The organism is Vibrio sp. 1CM23M (genome assembly GCF_023161755.1).
Lineage (GTDB): Bacteria > Pseudomonadota > Gammaproteobacteria > Enterobacterales > Vibrionaceae > Vibrio > Vibrio coralliirubri.
The window spans coordinates 651,088-668,133 of record NZ_JALNTR010000002.1; the positions used below are offsets into that span (position 1 = coordinate 651,088).

Consider the following 17,046-nt stretch of genomic DNA (forward strand, 5'->3'; position numbering starts at 1 on the left):
GCCTGACAGCAAAGGGAAAACCTTTTGCTATCAGGCTGATTAATGTCGCTAACACTCGCAGGAGCTATGAAAGCGAGGTCAAACGTAAGTCGTACTTAGTCAACTCTGGTTTAAAGCTAACGTTAAAAACTGCGCTTAAAACTCATATTGGAAGTAAACCGTGTTGTAGTTACTGCCGCCTTTGATTCGTCCGAACTGGGATGCGTTTTCAAAGATTGCAGAACGGTGATGCAATGAGTAACCGAACCATAAGTTGTTCAAGTCATTCTTACCAATCAAGTCGCCGACGTTGACATCGAATGAGAAGTCTAAGTAGTTCAACAGATGGCTTGCGGTGTAACCTTTACGGTCCATCTCAGAGCCTTCGATGTAGGTAATCGAATCGATGTAAGACATACCTTCTGCCACACCTACACGCCACTGAGTTGGCCAATCAAAGGTGTAGTACGCCTTGATAGCGATAATGTATTCTGTGCTGCTTGATTGAACGTCTGAACTCCAGTGGTGCGCAATACCTGGAGTTAAATAGATGTCCAATGGGAAGCCAAAGATCTCATCGGTTAACGGGTGTCCATAGAAGAACGAGGTCAACTGGTTATTGTATTCGTCTTTCTCTGTATTGAACTTCATGATGTCACCAATATTGGATGGCGTTGCCCAGCCGTGTGCGACACGTAAATACGGCGCATTGCCCAGCTTAGGTTTCGGCGCTTTCTCTTTGTCGTTAAAGAAACCAAAGCCAAGGTACAATTCACCTTGATAACGGTCTTCAATAATTGAAGAATCGTAAGCGTTATCGTCCAATCGAGTCACACTGGTTGAACCCAATAAGTACAAGTTTGAAACCATATGGTAACGCGTTTCAACACCAACATTTAAGTCCACACCGGCACCGATGATTTCATTAGACGCAGAGTAATACTCGCTATTGAAGTCAGCACTTTTATAACGAAGTGTCGCGCTCGGGTAAAACTCCCAATCTCCAGTTTCATACTTAGCTTTAGCACGTAAGTTACCGTGGAAGTTGTACTCACTGTCGCTCATTAATTCCGTCTCAACAGACCAAGAATCATCAAGTTGGTAGGTCAGTTGAGCACCGAAATCCGCCGTGTCGCCTTCAATCGCGTTCTGCTCAGATGCAGGAATATCAATAAAGCGCATGCGAGAGATAGCATTGAAAGACCACTTTTCATCGTCAGTTTGATAGAGGTATGCCCCCATCTCGGTACCGTCAATGAACACATAATCGTTCTTAAAAAACAGCATCGGTACGAATGAGCTAACCGATTGGTCACCACCAGACGTGTCATAAGGGATGCTCGCAGTACGGAACATTGCAGCGATGCCCCACTCTTGCTCTTCAGCGGCCCACGCGTTGGCACTCAGGAAAACGCTACTTAGGAAAGCACTACCTAGTAAAACTACCCCAGATGAAGGGAGAGCCGGTAAATATTTGAGCTTCATTCTTATCTAATTACTCTTTGTAATAAATATTGTGTTACTGAATAGACATTTATTAACCATGACGGCTAACTATTTTTAGGTTTGCTCGGCATTGGCCGTTACAATGTAGAATATTCTCGGTTAAATGAAAGTATTGTGAAAGTCTCCGAATTACAAAACATTATAGATCACTTACCCAAAGATTCCGATCCAGATATTGTTATGGGTGAGGCGTGGTTGCCCGAGCGTTTGGTGGATACCAACCTAGACGGCGACATGCTATTTCTTGAATTCGATAATGCCCCTGAAGACAATCAAGGGGATGAAGAAGGCCGTGGTTTTGTTGAACACGAAATCGCTATGATTCGTGAAAAATTGGAGCAGGTGTTAGACGAGCCTTCCGATACCAAGACCAAAGCCGATGCCCTATTGGCAATATTTCTAATGGGCCATGAACTTTCTAGCTCGGAAGTTATCGAAATACTTGAATCAACGGAACCTGAAACGACAGAGCCTGAGATTGCAGAGCATAAAACAACAGAATCCGACTCAGTAGAACTTGAAGCATCACAGCTTCAAACCACAAAGCCAGACACGAATAAGCTCGAAACAAAAGAACACCACGACGACTAACCACTAACGATTTTAGGTACCGTATTGAAACCCTCTACGACATCATCTCTTCCCCTGTTACTCGCCGGACCCATTTTAAGAAAAACCACCGCGACTGAAGTGGTACTTTGGTTAGCCACCAGCTCACCTCTTAAAGGCAGAGCTGAACTTCACATTCAAGAAACGGGCTTTTCGAACGAAAAAGAGCATTCTGAAGCAGAACAAGATCTGCCGTTTTATACCTCATCGCTTGAAGAGCATGATTCGATTCAAATCGGTACACATGCGTGGGTAACACTAGTTCGCTTACAAGGTGAGTTTCCGACTAATACGCTGCTTGAATATGACATTCACACAGAGTCAGGTTCATTAAAAGATCTCGCCCCTCACCTTGTTTACAACGGTAAATCTCGCGTTGAGTTTAAGATCTCGACCTCGGCTGATTACATTCTTCATGGCTCTTGCCGTAATCCGCATCATCCAAGCAAAGACAGCCTAGTCTCGGCCGATAACAAGATAGCCGATCAAACCGTCGCTGAAAGACCCGATATGCTGATGATGAGCGGCGATCAGATCTACGCCGATCATGTGGCAGGCCCAACACTTGATGCTATTCAGCAAGTGATTCAACTGCTTGGCCTTGTTGGCGAGAGCTTACCGACCGACTCGCAAATTAAGAAAATCAACAGCAGTGACGCTCTGTATAACAGTGAATACCACTTATACCAGCGTCATCACTATTTGCCGCACCACACCACTTCAGAATCGATGCTCGATAAGTTTTTTCCTAATCGTGGCGTGCCGATTTTTAGCTCTACCGATTGTGAAAATCACTTGGTCACGCTGTCTGAGTTTATCGCGATGTACCTATTGGTTTGGTCTCCAACACTGTGGCAATGCGTCAATCGAGAGCGTTTAATTGAGAATAACTTCACTCAAGGTGGACGACAATTAACACCGACTGAGCAGCAACAATGGCGTGATGAAAGCATCATCATGGATGATTTCATTGCTGGCTTACCGCAAGTACAACGTCTGTTCGCGCATATTCCAACGTACATGATCTTTGATGATCACGATGTGACGGATGATTGGAACCTTACCGTGGGTTGGGAACATGCCGTCGACCAAAACCAGTTCGCGACTCAAGTGATAGGTAACGGCCTCGCAGCTTACTGGATGTGTCAGGGTTGGGGTAACAAACCGGAGAGCTTCGACGAAACGTTCATCGAGCAAGCAAAACAGCTTTTTGTCGCTCAACCGCTCATTGCTAAACAACCGCGCATTACTAAACAAACTCATAATGAAGCCGGCAATGCCGTGACTACTCACTCTGTTAGCAATATCGAGCCAGACAAACATCAAACCTTCATTGAGATGCTGAGTCGCTTTGAAGAGTGGCATTACACAATAGATAGCTCACCCAAAGTCATTGTGTTAGATACTCGTACGCGTCGTTGGCGTTCAGAGTCACAAATGAATAAACCTTCAGGTTTGATGGACTGGGAAGCCCTGATTGAGTTCCAACATCAGTTAATGAATCAAGATAAAGTGGTGATCGTTTCTGCTGCGCCGATGTTTGGCGTGAAGTTTATTGAAACACTGCAAAAGATGGCGACTACAATCGGCAAGCCATTAGTGATTGACGCTGAAAACTGGATGGCACATCCGGGCAGTGCGAATACGCTGATCAGTATCTTTACACATACCAAAACACCAACCAACTTTGTGGTACTTTCTGGTGACGTTCACTACTCCTTCGCTTATGACATCAAGCTTAGGTATCGTCGCAACAGCCCGAACATCTATCAAATCACCTGTAGTGGTATTAAAAATCAGTTCCCTGCTCCGCTGCTTAAATTCTGCGATGTATGGGACCGCCTGTTATACAGCCCTCGCTCAGTTTTGAACTACTTCACTAAGCGTAAACGCTTGAAGATCGAAAAGCGAAGCCCCGACAATCAAACCTTCTATCGCCTTTCAAACCGCAGTGCGATTGGGGAGTTAAGGCTAGATGTGGATGGTAAACCGCAATCGATCACGACACTCAGTGGCGACGGTAAGGTTACGCGTTTTCCGGAACCGGACTAGGAAGTGCTCCTCATCGCTCGCCTATCCGTAATGTCAGTTTTTAGTAAAGACGCTTGCGATCACACTCTGTAGACCCAATAGTTATGGTTATAGTTGATAGCTATCAGCGTTACGGAACCCGATACAAATTTTAACTGGAGCTCGTTATGTTCAATTCTCTCACATCAATGTTTAAACAATTGATTGAAGGCCAGGACCTAAGCAAAAACCAAGGCACATCACCTAATATCGCCATCGCGAGTTTGTTGTGTGAAGTGGCGGGAGCCGACCATCAGATCAATGAATCAGAAAGAGTCGCCAAGCTACAGCTTCTGCAACGCTTGCTGGATTTAGATGAAGAACAAGCAAAGGTGCTGCTCGCGCAAGCAGAACCAAAAGTAGAACAATCAGTATCGCTGTATGACTTTACATCGCAACTCAGAGACCTATCTCAGCCAGTGCGAATTGACTTAATCAAAGCGATGTGGGAAGTGGCGCATGCCGACGGGGAAATTGACCCTATCGAAGACTCTGTGATCCGTAAAACAGCGGAACTGCTCTACGTTGACCATAGTGACTTTATCAAAACTAAGCTGAACGTCCTCGGTAAAAGCTAACCAAAGGTTTTCTATTCGCGTTAAGCCTCTGTATTAACGTAATCGATCGCCATGCATGATGCCTTTAAGTTCTAATGGCGCGCCTTTTTTCGTTACATAAAGGCCGCGCTGATTCGATACCAACACACTGCGCTTACCTTGAGTTTGTTGAATATATAAGTGCTTGATATTGAATGTCTGTTTATCTTGGGCCTGCTCTTGGTCCAATTGATAAAGGTAGTAGTGATTCCCCCAGCGTAAGAACACACCAAACATTTGCTTGGTTTGAGCGACATTCCCATCCATGTCGTAACCAATGTACTGCATTTTGACTCGACCATTTTCCAATCGAAGTGAGATTTTCTCCCAGCCTATCATCGGATATTCTGCGGTGAATTTATAAGTACTTTTGGTTGCGAGCCCAGAAATTAAGCCTACATTTAGAATAACAAAAAGCGTCAACAAGATAGGCATCCAAAACTTACGATTCATATCGGCTATCCTCGCTCATCGTCATTGTCGTCATCACAAGAGAGCGATTTAAACTGATGGCTCATCTCTTTCCAGCGCCCGTTTATCAAAGCAACGGCTTGAATGTTCTGACACCCAACGCCAATGCGATGCAGGTAGAGTGACTCAACACCGAGTTCTGACACAGTATTCAACTCAGTTAAAAGCTCTTGATCAAAATTCAAACTGTCGTGATAAACATCCATGCCGTGATAACTCGTCTTATCCATAAAAAAAGCAAACTGATAAAACAGCATAAGAAGAAATCCGCTGACTAATATTCCGGCGATACGAGAGCGATGACGCGCGACAAGATGCTGCACCTGACGCTGTTTATACGAGTCTGGTTGCTTCGTTAAGGCTGGCTCACGTTCATTGTCACCACGCTCAGTACTCGAGCTCCTTACTGCTGAGGTTACATTAAGCGCTTCAACTTTAGGCGCTTCATATTGAGGTACTTCACCTTGAATAGCCGAGGTGGGTGTAGATAGGTAGCCATCAAGCTGTTGAGGTCTGCTAAAACTGTACCCTTCCTTTTGCACCGTTAAGATTTTGCAATCACACTTAAGTGAACCTAATGCTGTACGAATGTTCTTCACTGCAACATTAAGCGAACTGCCCGTCACCACCCTGCCCGGCCAACAATGCTCAAGCAAGAAGTCGCGACCCACAGCTTTGGGGCTGTTCTTCACTAAGAACTCAAGAATCAAGGCTTCTGAGGGAGACAAAGTCACCTGCTTGTCCAAGTTCGAATCAATGAGTGTGTTGTTAATCATCTCGATACCTGAAGCGTCTAAGATGATTTTTTCAGGGCTACTGGCGTTCATTTCGGCGAGGTGTTCATAAATAAAAAGGTCATCAAAAAGGTGTTCGTTTGGTTGAGCTAATGCCAAACCATACATAGAAAAGAATAGTGATAAGTTTAGCCAATAATTAAGCCAAATATAAGCTCAGCAAGTAACAAGAATAAAATAACAATAAGGTGAGTGAGTCACGCAGACTCACTCACCTTAGTACAAAGCCTAGCCATTAAAACAACGAATGAGGTCTATAGAAAGAAAGCTATATCGATTGATTTTGATAATTCTCATTTTCGATAGCTTCCATTTTCTTTAGTTCTTATTGTCTATAGATCTCATTTATTTATAGGTCTAGTTTAAAGCCCAATTCACTGACCATGACTTCAGCAAAGCCGAGCTTTACTGCATTCAGCTGACTGGCAATTTCGCGAGCTTGTTGTTCATTTTTAGCCAATATTGCCATTGAGTAGATTGGTCTGATCATCGCTTTTTGGTTTGGCTTCTCTTGGGCTATTTCTTGATGCTTTAAGTAAGCAGAAGTAATCACGCCTTGAGCGCTCCAATCGACAACCATTTGTAAATCTTGACTGATAATCTCATCGACAATGAATTGATTCTCAGGCTCTGTCCAAGCGAGTTCGACTGCGTAGTTTTTAAAAGCGACTTCGGTGTTTAACCACTTATTACCGATGTCTCTGATTTCAGTCACCTCGACAAGCTCTTTAAATTGGAATGGTAAGTTACCAATCAACTCTCGAACGTGCTGTTCACTGTCCGCTTCAATCACAAATTTGATGATCGGAAATTTCTTATCTCCGACAAAGCTTTCTGATACGAACATGTCGTGGACCAAGCCTGCATCAACTAAGTTAGCAAAGGCTTTTTGCTGATGAGGCATTGCCTCAAATACCGCTTGAGCGTCATCGGTTTTCCAAGCCACTGACACGCCGTATGCCGCAGCATGGCTATAGCTAGAAAATAGAATCGCTGAAAATAGAAAGCTAAAAATAGCTAAAAAGGTTCCTCGAATTGTTTTCATTATGTGGTTTCCTAATTAGTCGCGAATAATTTCATACAAGTTAGGGTCAGCAGAAACCCCTTCGATTTTTAAAGGTGGTAGCTCTTTTCTCATCACTTGTATTGCATCATGGAATTGCTTCTTACTCTCCCATTCAGCGACATTGATAAAGCGGTATGTCGCGTCCGAGCTTAAAGAGCGGTGCAATTTGGTAGAGATATATCCGGGTTGCTTCACCAATACATCTCGCGCATCTTCCCAATACGTTAATGTCGCGGCTTCATGGGCTGGCTCGACTGAAAAAGTGTTAATCAATACAACGGGTTGTGCCGAAACCAACGCACTTACGCTTAGTGCCCCCAGTACTAAACCAGACTTAATTATGTTCTTCATCCTAATCTCCTTGTTTGGGTGAGCTAACGCTATCATTTAGCTCTGGCCAATCAAGGCTGCAACCTGCGATTTAATATTAATTAAAAAGCTAAATTTCAAACCAATATTATTCACTCGTAAAATAAGCGATGTAGCCACTCACTATTGATAAACCACTCGCTGAAATGAGTTTTCTTTTGAACGGAATTTTCCTTGAATTACAGGCACAAAAAAACCACCTAATAAGTAGGTGGCTTTGATTTGGATAACTCACAACAATCTGGCTGGTTTCAGTTTTTAACCGAGCGCTCGTTTAATGCAAACGACTACAGCATCGTCAGCGTTAGCTTAGCCAAGTTATAAGCATCAACATAACCCGAGTGTTGACGACCTTCCCACTCAATATTTTTCGCTTCTTGAGCGGCGCGGTGACCAATGCGCTTGTCTTTCAATCGATTCTGAACTCGATAAAGCGTGGCGATATTCAAGAACTCGCTGAACGGAGGTTCGATGCCTTTTTCAATACACTCTTTGTGTAAGATGAGGTCATCACGTCCCCACGCTGCATAGATTTTTTTTGGACCGCCGAAGTTCTTAATCATCGACTTGATGACAGACTCTAATGGGCGACCCTGCTTTTCGATTTTACGAGGTGTAATGCCCGTTAACTCGGCACAGAATAGAGAGACTTCGTCTTTCTCTGGCTTAACGTAGTATTGCGCTCGCTTCACGATAGTGCCGGATGCTAGATCAATCTCAGCAAGACCAACTTCAATGATCTCCCCTGTTGTTCCCACACCGTCTTCGCTCCAACAGCACATTTCCAAATCGAAACACACAACTCGATTGTGATTCATACGTCGCCTAATTCTCTCGTCAAAAATTTCGTGAAATTGTACATGAGCCCAATACAGAACTCGACCCTAGTTGTATCAAGTGCTCATTTAGCCTGCAATTGTCACTCGATTTCGGCCATTCGACTTACTTTGATAGAGCATACTGTCTGTTTTTTGCAGAATCTCTTCCGTGTTTTCATTAGCGTAAATAGCAGCACCAATACTCAAAGTACAACCAAGCTGTCGACCTTTGTGCTCACAATGAGACTGGCTCACTGTTCTTAGAATACATTGTAAGTATCGTTCTAGGGCTTCATGGTTTGTAATACTAGAAATGATACAGAACTCATCTCCACCTATACGAAACAGGTTATCCCCCTCTTTCAGGCTAACTGAAATCAGCTTAATGACATGAATGAGTAAAGCATCCCCAGCAGGGTGACCGAATTGGTCGTTAATGCCTTTGAACTTATCAACATCAAATCCGATAAGACTAAAAGGTTCATTTCGCTGTATCGCTTTATCTAACATCTTATTGAAAGCACGTCGGTTATAAACTTCCGTAAGACTGTCATGGTTGGCTAGAAAACGAAGCTCTTCTGTTCTTTTATCAAGCATTTGATACAAACGCTCTTTCTCTCGGATTTGCATATTAACGATATACGCCAACAGCAATGAGATGGTTGTTCCGACTAACGCGATTCCGGTTAACACCAGATAACCATAGAAAGAGATGCATGAATCTATTTTGTAATCGACCTTCCAATCTCGATTGGTCAGTGTGATTGTTTTTGTTATGTGGTGGCCAGAAACGGCTTCATAACCCTCGGTTTCAAACAATATTGGGGAGTCTTCTGCTTCGAAACCCGTATCGGTAACACGAATATAGACATCCATGTCGCCGACTGCCGAAGCCAGTAGATTTTCAAAGTAATAAGTCGTGCGAACCACACCAATCACAACGCCAAGTAGATTATCGCTTTCACCTTCAAATACTGGGTGATAAACCAACATGCCGGTCTTTGGTGTATTTTGATCTAAGCCGTCTTGAAGCAAGCGAACTTTGTCTGAAATATTCGCTTTACGTGTCTGTTTAATATTATCTAAAACCAGCTTGAAGCGCTCACGAGAAGAGTAAAAACCAAGGACGTTGTCGTTTGCTTGTGTGTTGGGATACAGGTCACTAGCAATGAACGCCGGCTCACCATCTAAGATGTAACCAAAGACTTTGGCTTCGTGTTTTGGAATAGTGAACAGTTCGTAAGACGGGTATTTTTCTTTCATCTTAGCGGTATGCTCGGCAATATCGTCTGCTGCCACTTTTTGCATCCACTGCAAGCCAATTAGACTTTTTGAAACATTAATCGTTTGTTGTGCAAAACGATCAAACTTATCCCAGTTTTCAGGGTCATTTGCGTAGAAAAAATTAGCACCAGAACCAATGTAAGCTACGTCATTAGCGATAAACGCTTCCAAACTCAGTGTCTGGTGAGTAGCAAAGCTATCCAGATTCATATTTAACGCGCGGTTTTGGTTTAACGCGACTAATATAAAACACAACACAGTAATCAAAAAACTGACCAAAAATACGACCAATGGGAGAGTTCGTCTCTTCAACCCTGTTAGTGGGTCAGTAGTGTGCGGCATGTGGCTTCCAAATAGGCTCTAATGAGTTAAAAGTATATAACGGAAGGGAATGATGCTCCATTTAAGTTTGGTTTTAAAAATGACATAAAATGGGCATTGTTTACCTCGCCCTTACATCGACGACCAATATTCGAACGAATCTCGACTAAATTTCAAGCTAACACACCAAAAACCCACGTGATTAAAAACATTAAATACCACTCTTAAGCCTTGAATATGCTAGTATCCATCCATATTTATAGCTTGAAAGTGACCGTTTCGGCTTAGTGCCAATGAGTTTCTTTCCAACCTGTATATTCCTTTGAACCGACGAATATACCGTTAAATCAATTTTAAAGAGAAATCACTATGATCGTTGATTTGAACCTAATCCCACAAACGTTTGATATGCTTCACGCAGGCCTAACTGCATCAAGCGTTTTACTACTGCTAATTGCCGTTTCTCGTAAAACCAAAGTGGTTGAGAAAGTCGTAGAAAAACCAGTAGAAAAGATCGTTGAAGTTGAAAAGCCAGTTGAGAAAATTGTCGAAGTAGAGAAAGTAGTAGAAGTTGAACGTGTGATCGAAAAAGTAGTCGAAGTTGAATCTAAGCTGGCAACAGCACCGACTGATTCAGCAATGCAGCTACTGTCTATCATGCAGCAAGAAGCGCGTCTTATCGACTTCCTAAAAGAAGACCTAACGTCATTCTCTGATGAAGAAGTTGGCGCAGCAGCTCGTGTTATTCACACTGGTGGTCAAAAAGTATTAGCCGATTACGTAACGCTGTCTCACATCCGTACAGAAGATGAAGAAACACGTATCACTATCGCTGAAGGTTTCAACCCTCAAGAAATCCGCCTAACAGGCAACGTAACGGGCAATGCACCATTCAACGGCACACTGGTTCACAAAGGTTGGAAAGCAACTGACATGAACCTGCCTAAGCTTGCTGAAAACTACGATGCATCTGTAATTGCACCGGCAGAGGTGGAGCTATAATGGAACACCAAAGTCATTCAGCTCAAGAGCTATCTTCTCAAAAGCAAAATCAGGCACCTAAATTCAGTGTTGGTATCGATTTAGGTACTACACATTGCGTTTTGTCTTATATCGACACAAGCAATGAAGACGCACGTGTAGAGGTGATGCAAATCCCTCAACTGACGGCGCCAGGTACAGTAGAAACTCGCAGCCAACTTGGCTCGTTCCTATACCAACCACACGAACATGAAATGAATGCGGGCTCTCGCGTTCTTCCTTGGTCTTCAGAGCCAAAAGCGCTAGTGGGTGCAATTGCTCGTAACCTTGGTTCTAAAACCCCTATCCGTTTGGTAGCAAGTGCAAAATCTTGGTTGTGCCACGGTGGTGTTAACCGTCGCGATGCTTTCCTTCCTGCAGGCAGCCCTGAAGAAGTTGAAAAAGTATCTCCGCTTAAGACAACTGAATTGTACCTTGAGCATCTTAAAGACGCATGGAACCACGCAAACCCAGAACACAAACTGGCAGACCAAGATGTAACGATCACGGTGCCTGCTTCGTTTGATCCTGCGGCTCGTGACCTAACAGCAGAAGCTGCACGTAATGTTGGTTTCACTCACCTAACGCTTCTTGAAGAGCCACAAGCGGCTCTTTACAGCTGGATTGATAACAGCAACGACACATGGCGTGATGAAGTAAACGTTGGTGACATCGTTCTTGTTGTCGATATCGGTGGTGGTACAACCGACCTTTCGTTAGTTGAAGTAACACAAGATGACGGCAACCTAAGCCTGAACCGTATCGCAGTAGGTGAACATATCCTACTTGGCGGCGACAACATGGACTTAGCACTCGCTTACCGCCTGAAAATGAAACTGGCACAAGAAGGCAAAGAGCTAGCTCCTTGGCAGGTTCAAGCTATGACTCACGCATGTCGTGATGCGAAAGAAGCACTACTAAACGATGCTGAACTGCAATCTGTGCCTATCGTTGTTCCAAGCCGTGGTTCTAAACTACTTGGCGCAACACTGAAAACAGAACTGACTCAGCAAGAAGTACAACAAACATTGGTTGATGGCTTCTTCCCGAAAGTGGCTGTGACTGAGCACCCAGTACAAAAAACGCGTGGTGCACTGACTCAAATGGGTCTGCCTTACGCTCAAGACGCAGGTATTACTCGTCACATTGCCGCATTCCTTTCTAAGCAAGCGAACGCGCTTTCTGGAAATAGCGAAGCGGCTCAGCAAGATTTCAACCCGTTTGCAAACATGCCTGGTATGCCCGGTGCAGAAGCGCCAGCGGCTGACTTCATCAAACCAACAGCAATCCTGTTCAATGGTGGTGTTCTAAAATCGAACCTACTTGCAGATCGTCTTTCAGATACGATCAACGAATGGCTGATCAATGCTGACGAAGAGTTCGCAAAACAACTTTCAGGTTTAGATTTAGACCTAGCGGTTGCAAGCGGCGCTTCATACTACGGCGCAGTTCGTCGTGGCCAAGGCGTTCGTATCCGTGGCGGTATCGCTTCTTCTTACTACGTAGGAATTGAAAGCGCGATGCCAGCAATCCCAGGTATGGCTCCTCCAATGGAAGCACTGTGTGTTGCACCATTTGGTATGGAAGAAGGCTCAAGCGTACAAGTACCTAGTCAAGAGTTCGGTCTAGTGATTGGTCAGCCAGTACACTTCCAGTTCTTCGGTTCAACCATTCGTCGTGAAGATGAAGCGGGTACGCACCTTGATCATTGGGCGCCTGAAGAGCTTGATGAGCTTCCTGAAATCCAAGTGACACTGCCTGTATCTGAAGGCCGTCGCGAAGGTGAAGTGGTTCCAGTGACTTTGGCTTCTCGCGTTACTGAGCTAGGTACCTTATACCTAGAAGCGATTGCTACTGACAACGGTCAGAAGTGGCACGTTGAGTTCGACGTTCGTGAAGACTCGAATAACGACTCAAACGAACAAGCATAATGAATCAACGGCACCTTAGCGGGTGCCGTTACTTTATCAATGCATTTCTCAATCTAGTCCTGCCTGTTTCTCAGGAATGACGTTTACGAATAACAACAATAAGACCAAAGCTATCAAAAAACTGGTCATCACTCTGGAAGAATAAGGTTTTGTATGGCAACTCCTCGTTTTTTAGTCGGCATTGACTTAGGTACAACCAATACGGTTGTCGCTTACTGTGAAATCAACGACGACCTACAACATGCTCCCGTTTCTCTTTTCGATATTGACCAACTCATCGGCCCCGGTGAAGTGGTTCGCAAGCCCCTACTTCCATCATTTCGTTACCACCCAGCACAAGGTCAAATCTCCCCTTCTGACCTGACAATGCCATGGGAACCAAGCCCCGTTGAAGGCGATATTAAGAACGTTATCGTCGGTGAATGGGCACGTGAATTAGGCGCTAAGGTTGAAGGCCGCCAAGTATCGAGTGCTAAGAGTTGGCTATCACACCAAGCGGTTGATCGTAACTCCGATATTCTGCCTTGGGCTGGCGCAGCTGATGTCGATAAAGTCTCGCCAGTTGTGGCGAGTGCAAGCTACCTCAACCACATTCGCCAAGCATGGAACTACCGTAACCCGAGCAACAAGCTGGAAGACCAAGATGTTGTGGTTACCGTTCCTGCTTCCTTCGATGAGACAGCACGTAAGCTAACACTCGAAGCCGCAGAACTGGCGGGCTTAGGTAAGATTCTGTTACTCGAAGAGCCGCAAGCCGTTTGTTATGACTGGTATGCCCGTCACCAACAAACCGCAGCAGATGAACTTCAACAAATTCCGCTGATTCTAGTGTGTGATGTTGGCGGTGGTACCACGGACTTGAGCTTAATTGAAGCCAAATTCGATGCGAACAGCGACGGCAATAACGAGCTCGCACTCGACCGTATTGGCGTTGGTGAACACTTGATGCTCGGTGGTGACAACCTCGATTTAGCACTTGCTCACCTCGCTGAGCAACGCTTCAATCAAAACAAAAAGCTGAATGCTTCTAGCCTAACCAAACTAATTCAACAAACTCGCGCCGCAAAAGAGAGCCTACTTTCTGCCAATGCACCCGATGATGTGAAGATCACAATGCTAGGCAGCGGTTCTAAACTGCTTGGCGGTACTAAGAGTATTGGCTTAACCAAACAAGAAGTTCATCAAATCGCATTGGAAGGTTTCTTCCCGCTTTCTGAGTTTGCTGAAACACCCGACAAACGCCGCAGTGCTGTGGTTGAGTTTGGTCTGCCTTACGTGGCTGATCCTGCGGTGAGTAAGCACGTCGCAGAATTCCTAACAACACACCAACAAGTGTCTAAAGCCGCATTAGAAAACTCAGACTCTATTGAGTTCGATAACACCAAACCTGCAATTCCAGTTGGCGTGCTGCTCAATGGTGGTGTGTTTAACAGTGAATTGGTCACTGAACGAATCACACAGCTACTTGGCAACTGGAACGGTTCTCCGATCACAGTGCTTGATAACCCTCATCCAGATTGGTCTGTTGCCCTTGGCGCGGTTGCCTTTGGTAAAGCCCGCCGTGGTGCACAACTGAAAATCGGTGGTGGTGCAGCTCGTTCTTACTTCTTGCATCTACAAGAGAAGAACAAGATGGGTAAAGCGCTTTGTCTGCTTGCCAAAGGTACTGAGGAAGGACAAGAGATACGCTTAAACAGCCGTCGTTTCTCGCTGACTTTAGGTGAGCCAGTACGATTTAATCTACTGACTTCAACACACGATCAAATTGCTCACGACACCGCCATTCAAAACGGTGTGATGGTCAATGTGGATGCCGACTTGTTCTCCCCTCTCCCACCGTATATTTCTACGTTGGAAGGCTCAGGTACTGCAGAACTTCAAGCCAACCAAAAAGAGCGTGTTGAAGTCCTGCTCGCTTGTCAGTTAACCGAAGTCGGCACACTGAAAATGGAGTGTGTGAGCACAGAAGATGACTCTAAGCGTTGGTTGCTTGAGTTTGAAGTAAGAAATAAGCAAGGCGATGAATCTGATACCTCCGCGCTTCACCCAAGATTGGAAGAGTGTAAGGAATTGATTTCTCGCCTGTACAGCGGCAACAAGAAAAGTGCTGAATCGAAAGAGATCAAAACGCTATCGAAAGATCTTGAGAAGCGACTAGGTAAACGCGATGAATGGGATTTCACGACCCTTCGTCATCTGTTTGATACCTTCTCACTAGGTCGTAAACGTCGTCGCCGCTCAGAAGCACACGAGAAGAACTGGCTGCGTTTGGCGGGGTACTCGCTACGTCCTGGCTTTGGCGATCCGACTGACTCATGGCGTATCGAACAAATTTGGGGCCTTTACCAACAGAACATTCAGTTTAAGAACCACCAAGGCTGGACAGATTGGTGGGTATTCTGGCGCCGTGTCGCTGGTGGACTAAACCAAGAACAGCAAGAGAGTATCTTGGCGGACATCGCTAAATACCTTCACCCAGGTGCAATGAAGAACCCTAAGACGGCCAAAGATGCGCAAGACAATGGTTATGAAGCAATGGTTCGTTTAGCTGCGTCACTTGAGCAACTTGAGGTTGAAGACAAAGTACTGCTGGCAAGTTGGTTCTTAAGCAAAGCGATCAACCATAACCAATTTGAACAAGCGCACTGGTGGGCTCTGGGGCGATTGGCTTCAAGAACACCTTTGTATGGTAGCCAACACAGCGTGATTCCTAGAGAACAAGCTGAACAGTGGTTACCGAAACTGCTTGAGCAGAACTGGCATAAAGAGCAGATGATCGCCTTTGCAGCAGTGATGATTTGTCGAAAAACCGGTGACCGTCAGTTTGATATCTCTGACGACTATCGCAATCAAGTGATTGAGAAGCTTAAGCAAAGCAAGGTACCTGACTCATGGTTAACACTAGTGAGTGAAGTGACTGAGCTTTCTGAGAGTGAATCTAAGCGTGTGTTTGGTGATGCGTTACCAAGCGGATTAAGCCTGATAAACAACTAGGTTTGAAAACGATTAGCTTTCGTTGCTAATGGTAAAGAAGCTAGCAAGAAAAAAAAAGCCACTTTCGATTCGTTGAAAGTGGCTTTTTTATTGGTGGCTTAAGGCTGGTATGTGTAATCGACTTATAGCTTTTTGGTTAAGAGCCTTAGCCGTGTTGCAGTTCATCATTATTAATGTTTTGTTCCAGTTGGGTTGATAGGAAAATCCGTATTTTCATAAATGTCAGACAGTTTTTTCGGTTTCTTCTCTTTTGCTCCTTTGTTTGATTGATTATGAGTTTCGCTTAAAAGCCATTCCTCATGCATTTTTGCTGAATCCAAAAACTCTGGATCCTCCATTGCTTCCTTGCGAAGTTTATTTACACGTTCGAGAGTATCCCAAATCATAATACTTCACCTCCACTAAGGCAGTAATATAAAGATAGCCCAACCCCATAAAACTTCAACTAACCCAATGAGATAGCGATCTCAATTTCGTAATTTACCCGCCTTGAACGAATGAAAATGGTCACCTATAGATAGGCTCAAATAGTGGGTACTTCCCCATGATCTTCGAAGATCATTAGGCACAAAAAAAGCGAGCTCGATGCTCGCTTTTTGTTTGTCTGTTGCTCGAATCACCAACACCAGCTCGATTAAATCACACCGAGGTTAAGCACGGTTACCGATTTTCACCTTGCCATTGGTAGCAAACCAAAGGGCTTCTGAACGACGGCGACCGATTAAAATCGGGCCATCATCGTAGAACAAAAAGTTCTTCCAATGCTTCTTGAAAATCGCCCATTTGGTTTCAAGAACATTGTACTTTTCATAACAAAAATAAACAGTTACGTCATCTTGCCAATCAATAAAGTTAAGAATCTCTTCTGGCATTTCTGGCTCATCCGCTTCCCAATGCGCCATCCAGCTGATCTCTTCGTTCCAGTTCGATGCTTTGCTTGGCCAGTCTTGCGAGCTTAGTCGTTCTGCGTCTGGGCTTTGAGGGCTCACGTTCTCTTTCCAGAACTGAGATGCTCTCGCCTGTGTCATTGGCTTAATCTTTTCCAAGTCCTCTGCCGGCAGCGGCATTGACTGGTGTGTGAAAATCCATTTTCTTTGGTATTCGTCCAAAGTTGTGTATGACATCAAAATTCCTCAAATATCTTCTCAGGCTGATGGATTTACCATGCCTATCTGTTCTTTTTGATGCAGTGACGGTTTCATTTTATCTATGTCGTCA

At 44.6% G+C, this 17,046-nt stretch carries 15 protein-coding genes; 6 read left to right on the forward strand and 9 right to left on the reverse strand.

The window, feature by feature from the left end:
* Positions 1–135 precede the first annotated feature (135 nt).
* On the reverse strand, positions 136–1,464 hold the full coding sequence (locus MSG35_RS08290) for a MipA/OmpV family protein (RefSeq protein WP_248383661.1): 1,329 nt from the start codon (positions 1,462–1,464) through the stop codon (positions 136–138).
* Positions 1,465–1,545: 81 nt separating this feature from the next.
* Between MSG35_RS08290 and MSG35_RS08295 the strand changes: the two genes are divergently transcribed.
* The 3 genes from MSG35_RS08295 to MSG35_RS08305 all read left to right on the forward strand — a co-directional run bounded on the left by MSG35_RS08295 (position 1,546) and on the right by MSG35_RS08305 (position 4,742).
* On the forward strand, positions 1,546–2,076 hold the full coding sequence (locus MSG35_RS08295) for a hypothetical protein (protein ID WP_248383662.1): 531 nt from the start codon (positions 1,546–1,548) through the stop codon (positions 2,074–2,076).
* A gap of 24 nt (positions 2,077–2,100) precedes the next feature.
* Entirely contained in the window at positions 2,101–4,146 is a 2,046-nt protein-coding gene (locus tag MSG35_RS08300; protein ID WP_248383663.1) for an alkaline phosphatase family protein, read from the forward strand.
* 146 nt (positions 4,147–4,292) lie between these two features.
* Entirely contained in the window at positions 4,293–4,742 is a 450-nt protein-coding gene (locus MSG35_RS08305) for a TerB family tellurite resistance protein (protein WP_048609171.1), read from the forward strand.
* Between the two features lie 33 nt (positions 4,743–4,775).
* Here the strand turns inward: MSG35_RS08305 and MSG35_RS08310 are convergent, their stop codons facing one another.
* The 6 genes from MSG35_RS08310 to MSG35_RS08335 all read right to left on the reverse strand — a co-directional run bounded on the left by MSG35_RS08310 (position 4,776) and on the right by MSG35_RS08335 (position 9,904).
* Positions 4,776–5,213: a hypothetical protein gene (locus MSG35_RS08310; protein WP_019822532.1), complete on the reverse strand. Its 438-nt coding sequence runs from the start codon at positions 5,211–5,213 to the stop codon at positions 4,776–4,778.
* 5 nt (positions 5,214–5,218) lie between these two features.
* The gene (locus MSG35_RS08315) at positions 5,219–6,133 is read right to left on the reverse strand and encodes a winged helix-turn-helix domain-containing protein (RefSeq protein WP_248383664.1); all 915 of its coding nucleotides are present in this window, start codon (positions 6,131–6,133) and stop codon (positions 5,219–5,221) included.
* A 241-nt stretch (positions 6,134–6,374) separates the two neighbouring features.
* On the reverse strand, positions 6,375–7,070 hold the full coding sequence (locus MSG35_RS08320) for a hypothetical protein (protein WP_248383665.1): 696 nt from the start codon (positions 7,068–7,070) through the stop codon (positions 6,375–6,377).
* 15 nt (positions 7,071–7,085) lie between these two features.
* Positions 7,086–7,442 (reverse strand): antibiotic biosynthesis monooxygenase family protein, encoded by a 357-nt coding sequence (locus MSG35_RS08325; protein ID WP_248383666.1) that lies wholly within the window; start codon positions 7,440–7,442, stop codon positions 7,086–7,088.
* Positions 7,443–7,747: 305 nt separating this feature from the next.
* Positions 7,748–8,278 (reverse strand): 3'-5' exonuclease, encoded by a 531-nt coding sequence (locus MSG35_RS08330; protein ID WP_017068784.1) that lies wholly within the window; start codon positions 8,276–8,278, stop codon positions 7,748–7,750.
* Between the two features lie 87 nt (positions 8,279–8,365).
* Positions 8,366–9,904, reverse strand: a complete 1,539-nt coding sequence (locus tag MSG35_RS08335) for a sensor domain-containing diguanylate cyclase (RefSeq protein ID WP_050650138.1) — start codon at positions 9,902–9,904, stop codon at positions 8,366–8,368.
* Positions 9,905–10,252: 348 nt separating this feature from the next.
* On the opposite strand from MSG35_RS08335, the gene MSG35_RS08340 reads away from it, so the two are divergent.
* The 3 genes from MSG35_RS08340 (at position 10,253) to MSG35_RS08350 (ending at position 15,828) form a co-directional block, all read left to right on the forward strand.
* Positions 10,253–10,885, forward strand: coding sequence for a DUF2760 domain-containing protein (locus MSG35_RS08340; RefSeq protein ID WP_017091262.1), 633 nt, complete (start codon positions 10,253–10,255; stop codon positions 10,883–10,885).
* Positions 10,885–12,834 (forward strand): Hsp70 family protein, encoded by a 1,950-nt coding sequence (locus MSG35_RS08345; protein WP_248383667.1) that lies wholly within the window; start codon positions 10,885–10,887, stop codon positions 12,832–12,834. Before MSG35_RS08340 ends, MSG35_RS08345 begins: the two co-directional genes overlap by 1 nt.
* 153 nt (positions 12,835–12,987) lie before the next feature.
* Positions 12,988–15,828 (forward strand): Hsp70 family protein, encoded by a 2,841-nt coding sequence (locus MSG35_RS08350; protein WP_248383668.1) that lies wholly within the window; start codon positions 12,988–12,990, stop codon positions 15,826–15,828.
* Between the two features lie 170 nt (positions 15,829–15,998).
* Here the strand turns inward: MSG35_RS08350 and MSG35_RS08355 are convergent, their stop codons facing one another.
* Together MSG35_RS08355 and MSG35_RS08360 are read right to left on the reverse strand one after the other, a co-directional pair.
* A complete protein-coding gene (locus MSG35_RS08355) occupies positions 15,999–16,214 on the reverse strand; it encodes a hypothetical protein (RefSeq protein WP_012604204.1) in 216 nt (71 codons plus the stop codon).
* A 264-nt stretch (positions 16,215–16,478) separates the two neighbouring features.
* Complete coding sequence (locus MSG35_RS08360) at positions 16,479–16,952, reverse strand: DUF2947 domain-containing protein (RefSeq protein ID WP_017060433.1); 474 nt, start codon at positions 16,950–16,952, stop codon at positions 16,479–16,481.
* Positions 16,953–17,046: the final 94 nt, after the last annotated feature.